Source organism: Turicibacter sp. T129, assembly GCF_025594975.1.
Lineage (GTDB): Bacteria > Bacillota_I > Bacilli_A > MOL361 > Turicibacteraceae > Turicibacter > Turicibacter bilis.
On sequence record NZ_JAMQUU010000009.1, the window covers coordinates 18538 to 39086 of the forward strand.

At 35.0% G+C, this 20549-nt stretch carries 17 protein-coding genes; 8 read left to right on the forward strand and 9 right to left on the reverse strand.

The features are described 5' to 3' along the window. Nucleotides 1-16 precede the first annotated feature (16 nt). Nucleotides 17-1347 (forward strand): IS3 family transposase gene (locus NEH75_RS01030; RefSeq protein WP_411040355.1). Its coding sequence is split into 2 segments (ribosomal slippage): nt 17-416 and nt 416-1347, totalling 1332 coding nucleotides; the frame shifts between segments, so codons are not numbered across the junction. A gap of 144 nt (nt 1348-1491) precedes the next feature. On the opposite strand, the gene NEH75_RS01035 is transcribed toward NEH75_RS01030, so the two are convergent. Further along, nucleotides 1492-1941, reverse strand: coding sequence for a cyclic nucleotide-binding domain-containing protein (locus tag NEH75_RS01035; RefSeq protein WP_055305822.1), 450 nt, complete (start codon nt 1939-1941; stop codon nt 1492-1494). Nucleotides 1942-2451: 510 nt separating this feature from the next. Then, nucleotides 2452-4485 carry a beta-galactosidase gene (locus tag NEH75_RS01040; RefSeq protein WP_262940875.1) on the reverse strand — a complete coding sequence of 678 codons (2034 nt, stop codon included), beginning with the start codon at nt 4483-4485 and terminating at the stop codon, nt 2452-2454. A gap of 509 nt (nt 4486-4994) precedes the next feature. Between NEH75_RS01040 and NEH75_RS01045 the strand changes: the two genes are divergently transcribed. Further along, complete coding sequence (locus NEH75_RS01045) at nt 4995-6548, forward strand: nitrite/sulfite reductase (RefSeq protein ID WP_262940874.1); 1554 nt, start codon at nt 4995-4997, stop codon at nt 6546-6548. Nucleotides 6549-6685: 137 nt separating this feature from the next. Here the strand turns inward: NEH75_RS01045 and NEH75_RS01050 are convergent, their stop codons facing one another. Both NEH75_RS01050 and NEH75_RS01055 read right to left on the reverse strand, forming a co-directional pair. After that, nucleotides 6686-7198, reverse strand: a complete 513-nt coding sequence (locus NEH75_RS01050; protein ID WP_055243556.1) for a hypothetical protein — start codon at nt 7196-7198, stop codon at nt 6686-6688. Nucleotides 7199-7245: 47 nt separating this feature from the next. Beyond that, a complete protein-coding gene (locus tag NEH75_RS01055) occupies nt 7246-7770 on the reverse strand; it encodes a flavodoxin domain-containing protein (RefSeq protein WP_055243557.1) in 525 nt (174 codons plus the stop codon). Between the two features lie 167 nt (nt 7771-7937). Between NEH75_RS01055 and NEH75_RS01060 the strand changes: the two genes are divergently transcribed. After that, nucleotides 7938-8588 (forward strand): YoaK family protein, encoded by a 651-nt coding sequence (locus NEH75_RS01060; protein ID WP_262948341.1) that lies wholly within the window; start codon nt 7938-7940, stop codon nt 8586-8588. Nucleotides 8589-8648: 60 nt separating this feature from the next. Here NEH75_RS01060 and NEH75_RS01065 read toward each other — a convergent pair whose 3' ends face one another. Both NEH75_RS01065 and NEH75_RS01070 read right to left on the reverse strand, forming a co-directional pair. Beyond that, nucleotides 8649-9158, reverse strand: coding sequence for a hypothetical protein (locus NEH75_RS01065; protein WP_262948342.1), 510 nt, complete (start codon nt 9156-9158; stop codon nt 8649-8651). Between the two features lie 53 nt (nt 9159-9211). Further along, nucleotides 9212-9859: a putative ABC transporter permease gene (locus NEH75_RS01070; protein ID WP_262948343.1), complete on the reverse strand. Its 648-nt coding sequence runs from the start codon at nt 9857-9859 to the stop codon at nt 9212-9214. A gap of 165 nt (nt 9860-10024) precedes the next feature. Here NEH75_RS01070 and NEH75_RS01075 point away from each other — a divergent pair, with 165 nt between their 5' ends. The 3 genes from NEH75_RS01075 (at nt 10025) to NEH75_RS01085 (ending at nt 16866) form a co-directional block, all read left to right on the forward strand. After that, nucleotides 10025-11464 (forward strand): NADP-dependent glyceraldehyde-3-phosphate dehydrogenase, encoded by a 1440-nt coding sequence (locus tag NEH75_RS01075; RefSeq protein ID WP_055305827.1) that lies wholly within the window; start codon nt 10025-10027, stop codon nt 11462-11464. A 12-nt stretch (nt 11465-11476) separates the two neighbouring features. Further along, entirely contained in the window at nt 11477-11962 is a 486-nt protein-coding gene (gene tpx, locus NEH75_RS01080; RefSeq protein WP_055275093.1) for a thiol peroxidase, read from the forward strand. Nucleotides 11963-12573: 611 nt separating this feature from the next. Beyond that, nucleotides 12574-16866 carry a 2-hydroxyacyl-CoA dehydratase gene (locus tag NEH75_RS01085; protein WP_262948345.1) on the forward strand — a complete coding sequence of 1431 codons (4293 nt, stop codon included), beginning with the start codon at nt 12574-12576 and terminating at the stop codon, nt 16864-16866. A 52-nt stretch (nt 16867-16918) separates the two neighbouring features. Here the strand turns inward: NEH75_RS01085 and NEH75_RS01090 are convergent, their stop codons facing one another. The 3 genes from NEH75_RS01090 to NEH75_RS01100 are packed head-to-tail and all read right to left on the reverse strand — an operon-like array spanning nt 16919 to nt 18977. Next, nucleotides 16919-17242 carry a hypothetical protein gene (locus NEH75_RS01090; protein WP_055275090.1) on the reverse strand — a complete coding sequence of 108 codons (324 nt, stop codon included), beginning with the start codon at nt 17240-17242 and terminating at the stop codon, nt 16919-16921. 17 nt (nt 17243-17259) lie between these two features. Continuing rightward, nucleotides 17260-18447 (reverse strand): zf-HC2 domain-containing protein, encoded by a 1188-nt coding sequence (locus NEH75_RS01095; protein ID WP_262948347.1) that lies wholly within the window; start codon nt 18445-18447, stop codon nt 17260-17262. Nucleotides 18448-18458: 11 nt separating this feature from the next. Continuing rightward, nucleotides 18459-18977: an RNA polymerase sigma factor gene (locus NEH75_RS01100; RefSeq protein WP_055305660.1), complete on the reverse strand. Its 519-nt coding sequence runs from the start codon at nt 18975-18977 to the stop codon at nt 18459-18461. 230 nt (nt 18978-19207) lie between these two features. On the opposite strand from NEH75_RS01100, the gene NEH75_RS01105 reads away from it, so the two are divergent. Together NEH75_RS01105 and NEH75_RS01110 are read left to right on the forward strand one after the other, a co-directional pair. Beyond that, complete coding sequence (locus tag NEH75_RS01105) at nt 19208-19744, forward strand: putative ABC transporter permease (RefSeq protein ID WP_262948349.1); 537 nt, start codon at nt 19208-19210, stop codon at nt 19742-19744. A gap of 10 nt (nt 19745-19754) precedes the next feature. After that, nucleotides 19755-20252: a DNA-deoxyinosine glycosylase gene (locus tag NEH75_RS01110; RefSeq protein ID WP_262940868.1), complete on the forward strand. Its 498-nt coding sequence runs from the start codon at nt 19755-19757 to the stop codon at nt 20250-20252. Nucleotides 20253-20549: the final 297 nt, after the last annotated feature.

The following is a 20549-nucleotide window of genomic DNA, read 5'->3' on the forward strand; positions in this document are numbered from 1 at the left end:
TTTGGGAGGATTTCAGATGAGCAAGAAGTTATTTACACCGCAAGAGATTGAACAACTCAAACAAAACGAATATGTTAAGTCAGTGTCTGAAAAAGGGATTACTTATACGAAAGAATTTAAGGAAAACTTTATTACGATGAGTGAGAAAGGAAAGTTTCCACGAGAGATATTCGAATACTATGGATTTAATGTTGAGATGCTTGGTATGCAGGGTGTAAATTCTGCAGCTAAACGTTGGAAACAAGCCTTTAAAACTCAGGGGCCATTAGGATTGGATGATAGTCGTACCACGAATTCTGGAAGACCTCTAAAGCGAGAGTTAACGATAGAAGAACAGTTGTTACGTACGCAAGCTGAATTAGAAGTTTTAAAGATTGAGAACGAATTATTAAAAAAGTTGAGACTCATGAGAAAAATGCTGGAATAGTCTCTAAAGAAGTAAGGTTTCAAATGATTCATCAAGTGGTGAGTCAGAAATCAACTAAATTTAACTCTTTAATTTCTCATTTATGCGATAGTCTTGGTGTTTCAAGATCAGGTTATTATCGTTATTTTTCGTCATGCGCTGAAGAAGCACGTTTAAAGCGACTAAAAGAGGAACAACAACGTTTAGAATTTATTCAACAGGCTATTCATTTCAAGGGACGAAAGAACAAGGGAATTCGCCAAGTAGCGATGACTCTTAAAGGAGAATTCAACATCTCCTTTAACCTAAAATCTATTCATCGAATCATGAAAAAATATGGATTATTGAGTAAAGTTCGTCGCAGGAATCCCTATCGTAAACTCGCTAAAGCTACGCAAGCACATCGCATCTGTCCAAATCTTGTTAACCGTAACTTTAGGCAATCACAACCCTACAAAGTTCTATTAACCGATATCACTTATTTAAAATATGGGAAGGGTCAGACTGCTTATCTCTCTACCATTTTAGATAGTGCAACGAATGAAGTTTTAGCCTTTCAATTAAGTGATAATTTAAAGATAGATTTTGTTCTCCAAACACTGAACCAACTTCAAGAAAATCCGACTGTCCAATTAACGAAAGAAACGATCATTCACTCTGATCAGGGAGTGCACTATACTAGTCCGCAATTTTCGAATCAATTAAAGGAATTAGGAATTCAACAATCGATGTCTAGAAAGGATAATTGTTGGGATAACGCTCCACAAGAATCATTTTTTGGGCATTTAAAAGATGAAGCAGCTATTACGAATCAAATGACATTTGATGATTTATTCATCGAAATTGAAGATTATATGGATTACCATAACAACTTTAGATATCAATGGAATTTAAATAAGCTGACTCCTGCAGGGTACAGAAATCAGCTTCAAGTTGCTTAGGTTTTTTTTTCTTTGTCCTTGATAAAGGGTACAGATTAAACAATCATTGGGTTTTCTTTCATAAAAAAATTGACCTCCTTTTCTTTGATAGCTTCATTTTAGCCCAAAGTTGGAGGTCAAAATAGACAGGTTTATATTACCCGCTTACCCTAAAAATACGTTAGTAACAATAGTATTAGATTCATTTAATTTATTAGCTAAATTTTCACAAGTTGTACGTAGAAAAATAGGATCTTGAAGAAGCATCGTTCGATATTTTTCAAGAGAAATACCGATGCACTTTCCATCAGAGATTGCTTCAACATTAGCAATAGCTTCTTTTCCCCATAGCGAAACAGAATCTCCCAGTGTTTCATATCCATCACAAAAAGAGAGGAGCGTAATATTACCAGAAGGTGTGTAGGAGTATACTCTTGCTTTACCTTCAATAATAAAGTATAAGTAATCAGAATAAAATCCTTGTCGAATTATAAAATCTCCTTTTTCAAATGAAAAGAGTTCAAAGTATGGCAATAGCTCACTTGAAAATCGTTGACTAATGTTGCTGTCATTGATTGAGGTTATTAGCAAATCCAAATTATTTATCTTCTTCATATTAGAAATCCCCACATTATCACTGTCATTATATTTTTAAATAGAACTGAACATGTTTTATTTCAATCTATATATAAACAGAAAAGTATTTTACAATTTTATAACAGGCCTGGGTGTAAAGCCGCTTTAATACTAAGACAGACTATAGTCCAGGGGTCACCTACCATTTTCGAAGAAAATGTATCTACCACTAGTAGGGCTTAAAAGTTTTCCGCTATGAAAAACTTATCTGGACTTATATATATAAATAGCGAAATCTATTTCACATTTTAAGAAACAGGCTGATTTGATTAGTCTTTTTGGTAGAAAGGCTAATTATAGTAGCGCTAAAAGTTTTTCCGCTATGAAAAACTTATCGCTACTTATATATATGCTTTTAGGCCTTTAATATTAAGACATCTTAACCTATTTATAAGATAAGTTTATAATTCATAGCACTATTTGACAACACTTAAATGATATTTTGTAGGAATAAGAAGAATTATCTCTACATAGAGAAGGAGATAATAATTAATTGTGAATAATAATGACTTCAAATGGTTCAAGTGAAAATTCCTGGTGAATGTCTTTTTCACCATCAATAACGTGGTAAGTGGTTGGAAAAGGTGAAACAGTTACTGTATGACGGGTAAAGTTTTGGATAAATAAATAGCCGTTACGATCAGTAACGATGACTCCTTCTGGAAGAGTGAGATCAAGTGGACGATGAATATTTGTTTCTTTTAAAAGCTGTGCATAAAATTCATCATAGAAGTTATCTTCAAATTTAGTAGCAATATAGTAAGCTTGGCCTTGTCCAAATGAATTAACGGTTAAGGCAGGTTGATTCGCGTAGAAATCTTCGTTATAAGTCATGAGTGTTTTTGCTGTACTTGGAATGATTAAATCACATAATTCTGAGCATGTATAAGCTTCTTCTTTTGTTAACCATGATGAGGTTGTAGCTGAAGCGCTATTTGTTTCACCATCAAATAATCCATCAATTTCTTCACTGCGAATTCCTAGAACGTCCATTAAACCGTGAGGCGTTCCTTCTAAGTAACAAAGATCGGTTTCATTTACGATTCCTGACCAATAGGTCGTGATTAATGTTCCACCTGCTTCAACGAATGCCTTTATTTTTTGTTCAAATCCGTTGCGAAGTAAATACATCATTGGAGCAACTAATACTTTGTATTTTGAAATATCGCAGCTCATATCAACAAAATCAGTTGGAATCCCCATTTTCCAAAAGGCTTTGTAATGCTGTTGAACGGTTTCCTTATAATGCATCCCAATGTTACGAGGTCCTTGCATGTCATCAATGGCCCAACGATTTTCCCAATCAAATAGGATAGCGACTTGTGCTTGATTACATGTTTTTGTTAATGGTGTTAATCCTTCTAAGCGTTGACCCAGTTCAGACACTTCACGGAAAACGCGTGTATCGGATTTTCCATAATGATCAATAACAGCACCATGGAATTTTTCAGAAGCTCCACGACTTTTACGCCATTGGAAGTATTGAACTGAATTTGATCCATGAGCGACAGCCTGCATTGAAGAAAGCATATGCATCCCTGGTTTTTTGAGTTTAGCAACGTTTTGCCAGTTTGTCATACTTGGTGTGCTTTCCATTAATAAGAAGGGTTCATTTTTAATAGAACGCATGATATCATGCATCATCGCTGTATCACAACTAATTTCTAAATCAGTAGTTCCAGCTTTATGCCAAACTGGGTAAGAGTCCCAAGAAACAATATCGATTAAATCTTTGGTGTCAAAGTAGTTGATCCCATAGAAGTAGTACATCATGTTAATGGTGACTGGTAGTTCTGGGTTATATGATTTAACACTATCTTTTTCCCATTTCACGAAATCAAGTGTTTGGTGGCTAACAAATCGGTACCAATCTAAGTTTAATCCATGTAACATCATTTCTCCGTGCGGAGCGGGACTTTCGATTTGATCCCAAGAAGTATAACGGTGACTCCAAAAAGTTGTCCACCATGCATCATTGAGAGCATCAAGTGTTTGATATTTTTCTTTTAACCAATTGCGGAAAGCTTCCTGACAAAGTGGACAGTGGCACTCGCCTCCATATTCATTGGAAAGATGCCAAAGAAGTACCCCTGGATGATTCGCAAAACGTTTAGCTAATTCACCATTAATCTGAGCCACTTTTTCACGATAAGCAGGTGACGTGTAGCAGTGATTATGACGAAGTCCGAATAAGTTACGGACACGATTTTTTTCCACACGTAACACTTCAGGATACTTTTTGGCTAACCAGTGTGGACGAGCCCCACTTGGTGTTGAAAGAAATGTATAAATTCCATTATTGTATAAATTATTAATCACTGATTCTAGCCATTCAAATTGATAATTGCCTTCTTCTGGTTCTAGCATCGACCAAGAGAACATCCCCATACTCACCACATTACAGTGAGCCTCTTTCATTAATTCAATATCTCGGGCTAAAATATCTGGACGATCTAGCCATTGTTCAGGATTGTAATCGGCTCCATGTAATAAATCAGCAATGCGTAATTTGTTTGCCTCCATTTTTTAAATCCCCCTCGTATATAAAAAATACACTTTCATCTTAACAGATGAAAGCGATTAAATAAAGTAATTATTAGTAAAAATTTCTAATTATTTTACTGATTCAATCATATCTTGTATAAAGTGTTTTTGTATTAAGAAGGAAATTAAGATAGTGGATATAGTTATTTCTATCATGGAAACTTTTAAATCTTTAAAAACTGTAAGTGATATATCTCCTTCGAAAACTCCAGGTCAGTTGTCCCTAGTCATGAAGAGCAGTCAGAGATGGCCTATTGAAGGTGAGAATCTAAAGAGACATTTAGGAGAATTAATGACTTACATTATGTAATAACTAAGCTTTACGATGATAAAGTTATGAAAAGCGGGAGAATGCTGATGACCTTAGTCAGGTGAAGTTCAACTTTAAAACATAGTTTATAGGAATTTATCCATTAATATTTTGTATTTCTTTTTCAATTATTTGGTATACTTGAAACAGTAGAAAATATAAGAAGGGGAGTAATAGTATGCAGGATTTAAAGCAAGTCTTATATTCCGAGATTGAAGACTTTCGCCAAGTGGGTCATCAGTTTTTAAATGGTGAAATTAATATGATGAAATTTAAACATGTTTCTGGTGGATTAGGAGTGTATGCGCATCGTGATAAAAAAGAATTAATGATTCGTTTACGTATTCCATCAGGTGTTTTAACATTAGAAAATATGAAACTTGTAGGTGATTTAGCGAAAAAATATGGTCTTGAACGGATTCATTTAACAACACGTCAGGCTATTCAATTACATGGATTATCAATCGATGAGGTCTGTGATTTAATGAAAGAGGCTTTAGATCATGATTTGTATACACGTGGAGCAGGTGGAAATTTTCCACGAAATGTTGCAATTTCACCTTTATCAGGAGTTGATCCTAATGAAGCATTTGATGTGACACCTTATGCTTTAGCAACAGGGGATTATTTCTTAAAAGATATTTATAAGTACAAGTTACCACGAAAATTAAAAGTTTCTTTTTCATGTAGTAATGCTGATGAAGCACATTGTACCGTACAGGATCTAGGATTCTTAGCAGTAACAAAAAACGGTGAAGAATATTTCCAAGTTTATTTAGGGGGAGGGCTTGGTCAAAATCCGCGTCTTGCCATTAAATATGAACCATTAATTAAACCAAATGAAGTATTATACTATGTGGAAGCAATGGTTCAACTGTTTATGGCAGAAGGAGATTATGAAAATCGTAATAAAGCACGTGTTCGTTATATTGTTGAACGATTAGGAGAAGAAGCCACGTTAGAAGCTTATCAAAAACATGTCGATGAGGTTAAATCTAAAGGTGGTTTAGATTTAATCGATCTCCCAAAAACGATAATTAATAAGACAGCACAACCTCAACCGCTAGAAGATAAACGTATATTTGTTCAAAAGCAATCGGGGTTATACAGTGTTTATTTACATCCAGTTGGAGGTCAGCTGGAACTTAATGATTTTATAAAATTAATTGAATTCGTTGAATCAGTAGAAGGGGTAGACGTCCGCTTAGCGATGGAAGAAGGAATATATTTTAGAAACTTAAGTGCTGAAGAAGCTAAACAGTTATTACAGATAACCGATTCAATGAGTGGAAAAACAAAGCTTGAACAAAGTGTTTCTTGTATTGGGGCCCCAACTTGTCAAATTGGTTTATGTAATAGTCAAGGAACATTACGTCAAATTTTACAACACTTTAAATTTAAGAATTATAATCAGGATGTATTACCGCGAGTTTATCTTTCTGGATGTCAAAATTCATGTGGAGTGCATCAAATTGGCGCCCTTGGATTTACAGGTAAAAAGAAAAAAGTTGATGGAGCTGTAGCGGAGTGTTTCACATTTAGTGTGGGTGGAAAATTTGGTGCTGACAAGACTCAACTAGGTCATAGTTATGGTGAGATGGTTTCAACGAAAATTCCTGAATTCTTATATGAGTTAGCTCAAGCAGTAGAGAAATCTAATCTTGATTTTGAACGTTATATTGTTGAAGAAGAAGCAGTATTTAATGCGCTCGTTGAGAAGTATATAGTTTAAATGAGAAAACGCTAAGTATTAAGCATAACGTTTTGATTTTTTGCTAATGGTATGGTTGAAGAATTATTAGATTTATAAAAATATTGACTTATCAATGAAGACTGAAAAAGCTCAGGAATGGATTTTCCTGAGCTTTTTCAGTCTTCATATTGTGCACGTAGCCGGAGGAAGACATAAATTAAATAAATACTTTGTGCGATTCCAATAAGGATGGCTATAAAAGCAAAGATTGGGATGAGATACGTTAGGCAATTAGCTGCAAAACTAGTAATGGCTAAAACCAAATAAGTGTCAACATATTGTCTTGTTTGTTTTGATGGATGCCAGATATATTCAGCTTTTAATAATGAATAGTACATATAAATACTAGCTAAAGAAGCAATGAGTGTTAAGCATACTAATGCACTAGAATTGTTTAGAGATTGATTACTAAATAGAAAAGGTTGGATCAGTGCATAAATTCCTAGCGCAATCCCTAAATACTTGGCTTGGATAAATTCTTGAATGGGACGCTGTCTCTCTCCTTCTATAACCCCAAGTACAATGAGTAAGTAACCGATTGAATCATGAAGTAAGTCAATTTCATTGATTGTAATACTTAAAAAGATAAAGAAAAAACCAACAATAATATACGTATAGGCTCTTCTCATTTAATCCCCTCCATTGGTTTCTATTATTATAACACAGATAATGGAAATTACAGTAATGCATTTTTTTGAACATAATGAATCAATGGTAGGATAAATTGACGATTTGTTTCATCAACTAGGTGATTGAAACTATTTAAAATTCGTTGTTCTTCATCCGTGAGTGATTGATGTTTTTTAATTTGAGCCTTCAATCCTCGCATTAAAAACTTATCTAACAACGTTAGATGTTGATAATCGAGTTTCCCTGGAAAGTAAAAAACTTCATCATCTTCAATGTTATTTTGTTTTTTTATGACTTGGATATATTCCTCACTTGGATCTTTTAATCCAACAGCAAAAATAAGAAATAATTTTGGTGGGTATAGCATCATAGTGTTTAGCATTTGATTATATTGATGAAGTTTGCCTATATAAAGTGGTGCTCCGAAAATGACTGTATCATAGTAGATTAGTTCATAAGATTTAACTTCAGAAATTTTTTTCAAATCAGCTTTTAATTCCTTTGCAATCCAGTTAGCATAGAGTTCTGTTGTTCCATATTTTGAACTATAAATCACGATTGTTGATGACATACTGCTCCCCCTTAAATCTGTCCTATTATAATGTATTCATTTCCTGTGAAAAATAGAAAAAATTGATGATTTTTAAATTCTTAAAGTAAATTAATTGCAATATTATGAACGCTTTTTGGAGAAAAAATTAGGTAATCATCATAGGTTAAATAGGAGGGGGGATTTTTTTGTTACAAAGTGTGACTAAGGTAAAGATTCATGAGACGAGAAGAGTAGGAATATTACTGGCGTTTGTAGGTGGATTTCTAGATGTGCATACATATTTACTTCGTGGAGGAGTTTTTGCGAATGCTCAAACAGGAAATATGGTTTTATTGATGCTACAGATTTCAGAAGGTCAATGGATGAAGGCTTTGTATTACATTATTCCGATTATCGCTTTCTTTAGTGGCGTAGTGGTGACAGAGTTTGTTAAATTACATGAACGGTGGCATGAATACGTGCTAATCATTGAGATTGGTTTATTATTTTTAATTGGCTTTTATCCTGTTACTTTTCCAGCCATGATTGTTAATATTACGATTTCATTTATTTGCGCCATGCAAATTAGTAGTTTTAGAAAACTAAGGGGAGCTGCTTATGTAACAACTGTTTGTACAGGGAATTTACGCTCAGCAGCTGAACAGTTAACTTTGTTTTATATTCGGCGCGATGAAGAAGCAAAGAAAAAGTGTTTAAATTATTTCATTATTATCTTTTCATTTTCTCTAGGGGCCTTAATTGGAGCTCTTCTAATTAAATGTCTAGAAATTTATGCGATTTGGATTTGTTGCTTTATCTTGATTGTCGTCGTTGTTCTTTTATTAAGGGAAAATTAAAAAGCTCGTCAGAACAGTGATTTCTGACGAGCTTTTTAATTTATGTTTCATGTATTTTTATTAATAACGATATGCGTTGATAAGCTTATAAAAAACATACACAATAAAAAAATAGAAACACAAATTAAGAATTGCAAATAAGGAAAAGGCAAGCGTGCTGAAATAAGAAATAAAATATAGGCCGAGAAGTCCAATACTCAATAAAAGCTCAGCTTGTTGATAAGTTTGGACTTCAAGCGATTCAGAAGCCTCTCCTTCTGATTTAATGATAAGATAAAAAATTGCTAATTGCGTTATGAGAATTAATGTCATGAATCCAATAGATAATAGTGTATTTGACATAATGGCACGTGCGACTCCCACTTTTAATAGTTCGAAAATTAAAAGTCCAATGGTTAACTGGCTGGCAATCAATAATGATGGAGATTCACGTTGTTGAAGAATTAAAAGCATCCCTAAAATCATTAGCCCATATCCTGCTATATGAATAATAAGATCGAGAGCTATAATTCCCAGTGAAAAAAACATTAAGATTGTGCCAATTAGTAAGTAAAGATACGCTTTTTTCATTATTAACACCCCCTAAAATCGTGTTACTTCATAATGGACATTTTTGTGAAATTTTACTCACTCGTGATGATCATATTTGGATAAATTTTTAGTAAACGTTCATCAGGGTAATGATAATCAAGGAAGGTGTCAAGTTGAGTCGTTGCTGGAACATCATGACGACGTTCGGCCTGCCGTTCAAGGGCAAGGGCTGATATAGCACTGTCAAAAATAATAAATATAAGAAGAAATATAGCGAGTAGATGACCAATTTTCTTTGGAATTTTTCTAATTTCTATGAGGAGATAAGGATACATCCATTTCATCCAAGCGAGAGATAATAGTCCCCAAAAGCAAGAATAGAGTAAATTGACTCGCCCATTAAAATTAAATAGAAAATTACTATAATCCCAGGATACAGTTCCGAACCATAGCTCTTGAAAATAGCTACAAATATATTCAAATACGGTGCCAATTATAAACCCAAAGAAAAAAATAGTCTTATCTTTTTTATGCTGTAAAGGATTTAAGCCAATCGTCATAAGTAAAGCCCCAAACCCATAGATGAGATTAAAGGGTCCATAAATGAGTCCGCTACGATTTTCATAATAACCACGAGTTAAGACACACCATATACTTTCGATTACAACACCTAAAAAACATCCGATGAAAAAAATCCAAAAAAGCTCATAAAATAACTGGCCGAGATGTTTTTTACTCATCATGTTGCTCCTCCTCCAAACTCATAATAGTCTATCTCTTATTAATCTATACAAAAGCTGGGAAACAGTACCTATTAAGAAGGGAAATAATAATAGATAATTTAGAAACACTAAAGAAGAGATATCGGTCGATATCTACTAAAGATAAGGAAGGTGAGTAAAACGGTGCAGACAGTTTATCAATATTACAGTCAAGGTCAGTGGAAAAGCAGTGAGTCCGGTGAAACCATTGCTATTGTATCCCCGTACTTAAAAACATCCATTGGTTCAGTACAAGCTTTAACGCAGGATGAAGTAAATCAATGTATTCAGAGTGCTAAAGCAGCTCAACCTGATTGGAGCTTAATGAGTATTTATGATCGAGCTCATTATTTACATGCGTGGGCAGATGAGTTATTGAAAATGAAAGAAGAATTGGCAACCATCATGATGAAAGAAGTTGGGAAAGCTTATCAAGATGCGATTAAAGAGGTAGAAAGAACAGCCGATTTAATTCATTATACAGTGGAAGAGGCGATTCACTTAAGTGGAGAAAGTTTAAATGGTGAACATTTCCCTGGTGGCAGTCGTTCCAAACTTGCTGTCATTGAGCGTGTTCCACTCGGAGTTGTTCTTGCGATTTCGCCTTTTAACTATCCTGTGAATCTTGCTGCCGCCAAATTAGCACCGGCGCTTATTACAGGGAATACAGTCATTTTTAAACCGGCAACACAAGGTTCTATTAGTGGAACAAAAATGATTGAGGCTTTAGCGAAAACAAATCTTCCTGCGGGTGTTTTAAATTTAGTAACAGGAAAAGGCTCTGTGATTGGAGATTATCTCATTGAACATGATGATATTGCTTTAGTAACCTTTACAGGAGGAACGAGTACAGGAGAACGTATCGCACAAAAAGCGAAGATGATTCCGCTTGTCATGGAGCTCGGTGGAAAAGATCCGGCCATCATTTGTGAAGATGCTAATTTAGAACTTGCTGCCAAACAAATTGTTTCAGGAGCCTACTCGTATTCAGGTCAGCGCTGTACAGCGATTAAACGTGTGTTAGTTCACCGTTCGGTAGCAGATGAATTAGTATCGCTTATTCAATCAGAAGTCGAAAAGTTATCCGTTGGCTCACCTGAAGATAACGCCACGATTGTGCCATTAATTGATGAACAATCTGCCGACTTTGTACAAGGGCTCATTGATGATGCACTAGAAAAAGGAGCAACCTTAGTACTAGGAAATAAACGAGAAGAAAATTTAATCTATCCAACATTACTCGATCATGTGACGAAAGAGATGCGCATTGCATGGGAAGAACCTTTCGGTCCAGTCTTACCAATTATTCGAGTGGACTCTCAAGAAGAAGCGATTGAAATTGCGAATGCCTCTGAATATGGATTACAAGCTAGTGTATTTACACAAAATCTTGATAAAGCTTTAACGATTGCACGAAAACTTGAGACGGGTTCAATTCAAATTAATGGTCGTACGGAGCGTGGACCCGATCATTTACCATTCATCGGGATTAAAAAATCAGGGCTTGGAATTCAAGGGGTTCGCCGCAGTATTGAATCCATGACACGAGAGAAGGTCATTATTTTAAATATTAATGAAAAATAAAGGAGATTTATTATGCAAGTAACTTTTAAAGGCAATCCTGTGACATTAGAAGGAACTGTGATTAAAGCTGGAAATCCTGCGCCAACTTTCACGGCTATCGATAATCATTTAAAACCTATTTCATCGGATTTATTCACAGGGAAAAAAGTTTATGTTAGTGTTCCTTCGATTGATACAGATGTTTGTGATACAGAAGTTCGTCGTTTTAATCAAGAAGCAGCAAATTTAGAAGGGGTAAAGGTTTATACGATTTCAATGGACTTACCATTTGCTCAGGCACGCTGGTGTGGAGCAGCAGGGATTGAAAATGTTCAAACCTTATCGGACTATAAAGACCATGATTTTGGAGCGAAATTCGGAACGTATATTAAAGAGTTAGGTTTATTAGCACGTGCTGTGTTTGTTGTTGATGAACATAATACAGTAACGTATGTGGAATATTGTAAAGAGATTTCACAAGAACCAGATTATGAAGCTGTTTTAAATGCTCTAAAATAAAAACAAAAAAGCATGATTGGGACATAGCGTACAATCATGTTTTTTTTTGTTTTTTAATTATGGATCATCACCAAAATTGGTTCTTGATTTTAAAAAAATATTTTCTTATTTAAAATGATGTTTAAATGACACGGAAAATAGCTAATTTTAAGACTAAAATTAATAGTTTTAATAGCAAGAAATTGTCAAGCGCCATTTTTGGTGAAGACTCTTAATTATTTTGAGATCGCCTCATTCATAAGTTTTTATATAGAGTAAAAAGGTAATTTTAATTAACTCTTTATATTGATTAAATCATGAATTTTTGAAGAAAAAAAGAAAGCCAAGTCTTATTATACTAAGGGTCTTTCATATAATACTTCTATAATGGGAATCGTCAGAAATATAATGAAGGGTAAGAAGAAAAATTAAGATCGATGGGAAATGATAAAATGCAGTTTAGTTTCTATATACAAACAGAAATGTTTTCTACATTTAATACAGCAACCGAAATATGAGATGGTTATGCCGTGCAAGGCAGACTATAGTCCAGCTAAAAGTTTTTACGATGTAAAAAACTTATCTGGACTTATATATAAAGAAGGGGGAGAAGCAGAGAGACTGCGAACAGGATGAGTAAAACTCTACTTCATGTTGGAATTGATATTGGCTCAACAACAGTTAAGGTGATTGTTTTAGATAAAAACCAAAATGTATTATTTAGTGATTATCAACGTCATTTTGCAGATATCTTAAAAACACTCACTCAAATATTAGAACAGGCAGAAGAAATCATGAAATCTCATGACATAACGGTCATGATCACAGGTTCAGGTGGAATGGCTTTAGCTAAACATATTGATGTTCCTTTTATTCAAGAAGTGGTGGCTGCAACGAAAGTGACGAAGCTTTATTATCCAGAAGTTGATGTTGCGATTGAACTTGGGGGAGAAGATGCAAAAATCACCTATTTTAAAGATGGAATTGAGCAACGAATGAATGGAACCTGTGCTGGAGGAACAGGAGCTTTTATTGATCAAATGGCATCTTTATTACAAGTTGATGCACTTGGATTGAATGAATTAGCTAAACATTATCAAGTGATCTATCCGATTGCAGCACGATGTGGTGTCTTTGCAAAAACGGACGTGCAACCTCTTTTAAATGAAGGGGTGGCTAAGGAGGATATTGCGATTTCGGTGCTACAAGCGGTAGTCATTCAAACGATTAGTGGCTTAGCTTGTGGACGTCCAATCAAAGGAAATGTTGCCTTTTTAGGAGGACCGTTATATTTCTTATCAGAATTACGACAGCGATTTATTGAGACGCTTGAATTAGATGAATCTCAAGTGATCTTTCCAAAAAATTCACAGCTTTATGTTGCATTAGGAGCCGCACTATCAAGTATAGATGAACAATCAATCACTTTTTCCGAGTTAATTCATCGTTTGAAACATGTTAAATCAGCTGAAACAGAAGAGTCTGCTCGTTTGCAGCCTTTATTTGAAACAGAAGAAGCGTACGAGTCTTTTAAGAGTCGTCATCAAGATTCGCGGGTTGGGCGTTGTGAGTTAGATACATATGAGGGAAACTGTTTTTTAGGAATCGATGCAGGATCAACCACTACGAAAGTAGCGCTAATTAATGAAGCGGGAGAGTTATTGTTTACTCATTATGGAAGTAATCAAGGAAGTCCACTTCAATCTAGCATTGCTGTTTTAAAAGAACTTTATCAACGACTTCCTAAAGGTGCTAAAATTGTAAATTCAAGTGTGACAGGTTATGGAGAAGCCCTACTTAAGGCAGCTTTAAAAGTCGATATTGGTGAAATTGAAACGGTCGCTCACTATAAAGCAGCTGATTATTTCTGTCCAGGTGTGGATACGATTTTAGATATTGGTGGACAAGACATGAAATGTCTTAAAATTAAAGAGGGGAATATTGAAAGTATTCTTTTAAACGAAGCTTGCTCTTCTGGATGTGGATCGTTTCTAGATACATTTGCGACGTCGATGAACCTTAACATTTCCGAATTTGCTAAGACAGCCATTAAATCAAAACGTCCGGTCGATTTAGGATCTCGTTGTACCGTCTTTATGAATTCTCGTGTGAAACAAGCACAAAAAGAAGGAGCTGAAGTGGGAGATATCTCGGCAGGGCTTTCCTATTCAGTCATTAAAAATGCTTTATTTAAAGTGATTAAACTTCGTAATCCGGAGGAGTTAGGGGATAAAATCGTCGTTCAAGGGGGAACATTCTATAATGATGCAGTTTTACGGGCATTTGAATTATTATCAGAACGCGAAGCCATCCGCCCTGATATTTCAGGAATTATGGGAGCTTTTGGAGCAGCTTTAATAGCAAAAGAACGGTATGTCAAAGGAGAGGCTTCGACCCTTCTTGATGCCGATGCACTAGATAGCTTTGATATGCAAACGCGAAGTACTCGCTGTGGGCTTTGTAGTAATCATTGCTTGCTGACCATCAATAAATTCCCAAGTGGGGAACGATTTATTTCAGGAAATCGTTGTGAACGTGGAGCGGGAAAATCAAAGGATGACAATGCCTTACCTAACTTAGTTCGCTATAAATATAACCGGTTATTTAACTATAAAACAAAAGAATTAGAAGAAGCCCCACGCGGAACGGTCGGTATTCCACGCGTGTTAAATATGTATGAAAACTATCCATTTTGGGCAACGTTCTTTACCCGTCTTGGTTTTAGTGTTGTCCTTTCAGATTCATCATCCAAGGCGATTTATGAAAAAGGGATTGAAACAATTCCATCAGAATCGGTGTGTTATCCTGGAAAACTTGTTCATGGTCATATTATGAATCTTATTGAAAAGAACGTCGATTTTATTTTTTATCCTTCATTGACTTATTCGAAAAAAGAAGATTCAAAGGCAAATAATCATTATAACTGTCCGATTGTCATTTCCTACCCAGAAGTCATTAAAAATAATGTGGATGAGTTGAGAGAAAAAGAGATTCCTTATTATCATCCATTCTTACCGTTTGATCAAAAAGATAAATTAGCGAAACGTCTTTATGAGATTTTTGAAGACTTAGATATTTCATGGACGGAGCTTTATGATAGTGTTGATCAAGCTTGGAAAGAATTAGAGCGCTTTAAAGAAGATATTCGTGAAAATGGTGAACAGACACTTTTATATATGCGTGAGCATCACTTAAAAGGAATTGTTTTAGCAGAACGCCCTTATCATATCGATCCTCACATTAATCACGGGATTCCTGAAATGATTAATTCCTTAGGGATGGTGGTATTTACCGAAGATTCGATTGCTCATTTAGGAGAGGTCGAACGACCACTTCGTGTCGTTGACCAATGGGTCTACCATACAAGGTTATATCAAGCAGCAAGCTTTGTTGCTCTTCAAGACGACTTAGAATTCGTTCAACTCAATTCATTTGGTTGTGGACTTGATGCAGTGACCACTGATCAAGTTCACGATATTTTAGCACGTCAGTCCAAAATTTATACGACGTTAAAGATTGATGAAGGAAGTAATTTAGGAGCGGCGCGTATTCGATTACGCTCATTAAAAGCAACGATGTTAGAACGTGAGAAAAATCATTTTGAACGTCATCTTGTTGATAATATTTATCGTCCAGTTGAATTCACCAAAGAAATGAAACAGTCCTATACGATTTTAGCCCCTCAGATGTCACCCATTCATTTTGGAATGTTACAAGAAGCGTTCCGCTATTCGGGATATCAGATTGAGGTGCTACCTTCACTCGATCATGGGGCTGTTGATGAAGGGTTGAAGTATGTAAATAACGATGCGTGCTATCCAGCCATTTTAGTGGTAGGACAAATGATGAGTGCCTTAAAATCAGGGCATTATGATGTGAATAAAACAGCACTTCTCATTACCCAGACAGGTGGAGGGTGTCGTGCTACAAATTACATCGGTTTTTTAAGAAAAGCCTTACAAGATTCAGGTTTAGAACAAGTTCCTGTCATCTCATTAAGTGCGCAAGGCTTTGAAAAAAATGAAGGATTTACGATTTCATATTCTCTTTTAAATCGTGCGATGCAAGCTCTCATGTATGGCGATTTATTGATGACCGTCCTCTATCGAACACGACCTTATGAAGTAGAGGAAGGCTCAGCCAATGCTCTTTATGAGAAATGGGAGCAAACGTGTAAACATGCTCTTAAAAAGGCAAGTCATCGAACATTTAGAAGCAATGTGAAAAAAATTGTGAAAGATTTTGAAGACTTACCGATTTTTAATACGAGAAAACCACGGGTTGGACTGGTTGGTGAAATTCTTGTTAAATTCCATCCAACAGCGAATAATAATGTAGTGAGTGTTGTTGAATCTGAAGGGGCGGAAGCTGTTGTACCAGGACTGGTTGATTTCTTATTATACTGTGCTTATCATAGTGATCAGCAATTGCTGCTGGGTAGTAAAGTGTCAAAAATTATTGGAGAATCATTAATCCAAGTGATTGAGTGGTATCGTAAACCAATGAAAGAGGCATTAGAAAAAAGCTCCCGCTTCACAGCACCTAAAACGATTCATCATGTAGCTAAAGGAGCTGAGCAATTTGTCTCATTAGGACATCGGACAGGGGAAGGTTGGTTATTAACCGGGGAAATGGTTGAACTCATCGAAATGAATGTTAAAAATATTATTTGCATGCAACCCTTTGCTTGTTTACCAAATCACGTCACTGGAAAAGGAATCATTAAAGAGCTTAAGAGAGCTTATCCAGGCACTAATATCGTTGCCGTTGATTACGATCCAGGAGCTAGTGAAGTCAACCAACTCAATCGAATTAAGCTGATGATTTCAACGGCCTTTGAAAACATGCCTGTTGAAACAGAAATCAAGGTTAAAGCTAAATCTAAACAAGAACCCAATGAAATAAAAGGGTTAGTCACAACATAGAAGGCTAGCCTCAATACGGAATGACATAAATGATAACGAAAAAGAGGAAGCGTTATGACTGAACGCTTCCTCTTTTTTTGATATATGAAAGGCCTGCTCCAAGATAGGCAATCATTGTATATCGAATAGGATATACCCATGCAGATTCATTATAGAAAAGATAGATGGCAGGAATAAATAATAGCCCAATACATAAGGGAAAAACTAATCTCCATTTAGGTACTATAAATCCGGCAACTAAGCTATAAAGTGGATAAAGAACTAATAAGGCAATCACCATTAATCCTAACGTCTCTATTCCAATCATTTTGAAAAAAACAGGACTAATGTAAAATAATAAAATTCCAATTCCAAGTAAAACTAATAGCTTTTTCATTTCATCTTCTCCTTTTTTTACATACCGAACTCTTTTTCTTTTAAGGAATCTTCAAGCGTTAGTTGACGGGTAATTTCTTCTAAACTTAATGATAAATTGGATGTTGTTAACGTATAGGTGCGATTTCCATCTTCTAAAAACGAATAAATAGTAATAGTTTCAAAATGTAATCCACTGAATTGTAACACTTGTAATAGTTCGTAGCATTGTTTGGCAAACTCCTCTTTTGAATCATAAGTTACATCGTCTAAAATGTTTAAACGAATAGGTAAAGAAGGATCGTATGAGTCGGTTGATTTATACGTATTTATTGGAACATCGATTTGTGGATAAAGTGAGAACTGCTCCATATTGAGATCGGAATGTAAGGCGATGAATAATTCTAAGATTTGTTGAACTTCATCCTCCATCTTTAGTTGAGTTCTAAATCGATAATCATCATAGATTTCATTAGCATTAATATAGTAATAAATCGTCCCACTATTTCGGGGATCTTCCTGATCAACAACGTCACCTAAATAACTAGCTCCTTTTGGGTTGTATCTAACATTAGTTAGCGTAAACTGCTGATGGTAAACGTCATCAATATAAGTTTGTATCGCCGTTTTAGCCTGCCAATAAGTAAGTAAATTCCCCTTCGCTGAAGAATAGACCATTAATGCATAATAAAATAATCCGCCACAAATGATTAGAGATAGAATCTGCATGGTCGTTGATTTGTGTTTACGTACAATCCAACTTGCAAGTGCGATACCACCGCCACTTAAAATAAAGATTTGTAAAAACATAATGATCCAATAAGCAACTTCCTTAGTTGCAATCATTAAACAAATCATCATAATTAGTAGCATGTAAAAAATATTTTTTGGCTGTCGATAAAGTAGGGTTAGACAAAATGGAATAAGAACAATCCAAGGAATCGTATCAATTCCAGCAAGAGGCTGTAAAAATAAATAAACAGCAACAATTAAACTAATAAAGATGGCAAAATATTGTTGACCAGTTAGCATTCTTTTTAGTTGCTTCAGCCCTTTTTTCTCTTGTTCATTGATTGGAACCTCAATCTTTGGAAGTGGGGGGTCATATATTGACGAACAATTAGCGCAACTTTTTAAATGTTCTTCAATTTCTTGTTTTGTCTGTTCGCTTACTAAGTCCTCTTCATAAAGAGGTAACAAATCTTTAATCATTTCACATTTACACATACTATCCCTCCCTAATTGATACTGTCATCTTTTAATAAATGAGCTAACTTTTGTCGATTTCTAAAAAAGTTGACCCGGCAATAATTTTCACTTCGCTTTAGAATACGCCCGATTTCAACAAAGGACAACTGATTAATAAGACGTAAAATCAAAATTTCTTTAGTAGGCGTATCAAAGGTCTGAATTAACTTTAAGACCTCCTCGGTTGTATTATCTACTTGAGAGGTTTCAGACATCTCTGGTACATGATCGAGCGTATATACGCTTGGATTTTTCTTAATATAGGAAAAGTATTCATGCCGAGCAATTCCAATTAGCCAAGATTTGATACTAGAATCTCCACGAAATGTTTCAATAGAACGAATGGCTGCTAAAAAAGTTTGGGAAACAATATCTTCTGTCTGATAATGATTGAGTGTTAATGAAAAAACATACCGATATAAATCATCAGCATACGTTTGATAAAGCCGTTCAATTTCCTGCACATCACTCCTTACTTGCGAAGGAAATATTCGTTTTGAAAATGGCATAAGATTCACCCCCTCCTTCATGAACCCAATAATAAGTGGAAAAAAATCAGTGAATCGTTACATGGTATCCATAATTTTCTTATTTATTATTTTATCGTTAAGGATATCCTATTGTAAATCGAAGACTGACGTTCAATTATATGATTATAAAAGGGAGCAATCATTTCATCGCTCCCTTTGTATAACTTCTGATGATCGAGTCAAACTATTAAAAAAAGGAGTGAGACTCGATGACTTCATACCTATGGTATTTTATGTTTAACTTTTTTCTTTATGGTGTGATTGGCTGGATCATTGAAGAAGTTTATTGTTTTGCTGTGACGGGGCATTTTCAAGAAGATGGATTCTTATATGGACCATTTAAGCCGATGTATGCCATTGCGATGTCTATTTTAATTCTTTTACAGGATACTTTTTGGTTACCAGCATTACTTTTATTAATTCCATGCGCTATCGTACCAACGACAGTCGAATATTTATCAGGAGTTTTAACGCGCCACGTTTTTAATAAGGACTATTGGGATTATCATCACCTGAAATTCAATTTTCAAGGACTCATCTGCCTTCAATTCTCAATCTATTGGACTTTCTTGACTTATATCGGGATCCAATATGTTCAACCCTTTATTCGTCACTTCTATGAATTAAATTTCTCGACTTGGTTTGTCATTTCACCATTTCTCATCATGGCCTTTTTACTAGATGAGATTTTGACGATTCGAAAACATGTTATAATGAATGGCATAACGATTGATCAGAAGAAATGAGGTCAGATGTATGCAAGTTGTTGAGCACACGCTTAGTCCGATTTATGATAAAAATTCAAAGGTTTTAATCTTAGGAACCATGCCTTCACCAAAATCACGAGAAGTAGGTTTCTATTACGGTCATCCTCAAAATCGATTTTGGAAAGTATTAGCCGATATTTTTAATGAAAAATCATTAACAACCATTGAAGAGAAAATCACCTTCTTACATCGACACCAGCTAGCGCTTTGGGATGTTTTACAAAGCTGTGAGATTCAAGGAGCAGATGATGCGAGTATCAAAAATCCAATTCCAAACGATTTTACCTCACTATTACAAGAAGCAAATATTAAAGCTATCTTTACAACGGGGAAAAAAGCGACCGATCTTTACATGAAACACTGTTACCCTAAAACAAATATCCCTGCGATTGGGCTACCTTCCTCAAGTCCAGCTAATCGCCGCATATCATATGAAAAACTAAAAGAAGAATATTCTAAAATATTAGAGTATTTAATAGAGAAATAACAGGTGATATCTAAAAGAAAGGGACTGTTTCAAAGTGAGATAGTCCCGTTGATGAATAACTCTCCTTACCAAAATCTTAATCACATAATTAGAAAAATAAAGCTAAAACCAGGCAGTATAGAAAGTTTAAAAATAAACGAATGATTGAGATATATAAGTCCAGATAAATTTTCTTCAGAGAAAATTTTTAATTGGACTATAGGCTGCCTTGATAGGTAAAACATATCAGTATTTTTTTATTTGCTACTTGAGATGTAGAATATTTATCTGTTTATATAGTAACTATTCAGCCTAGTA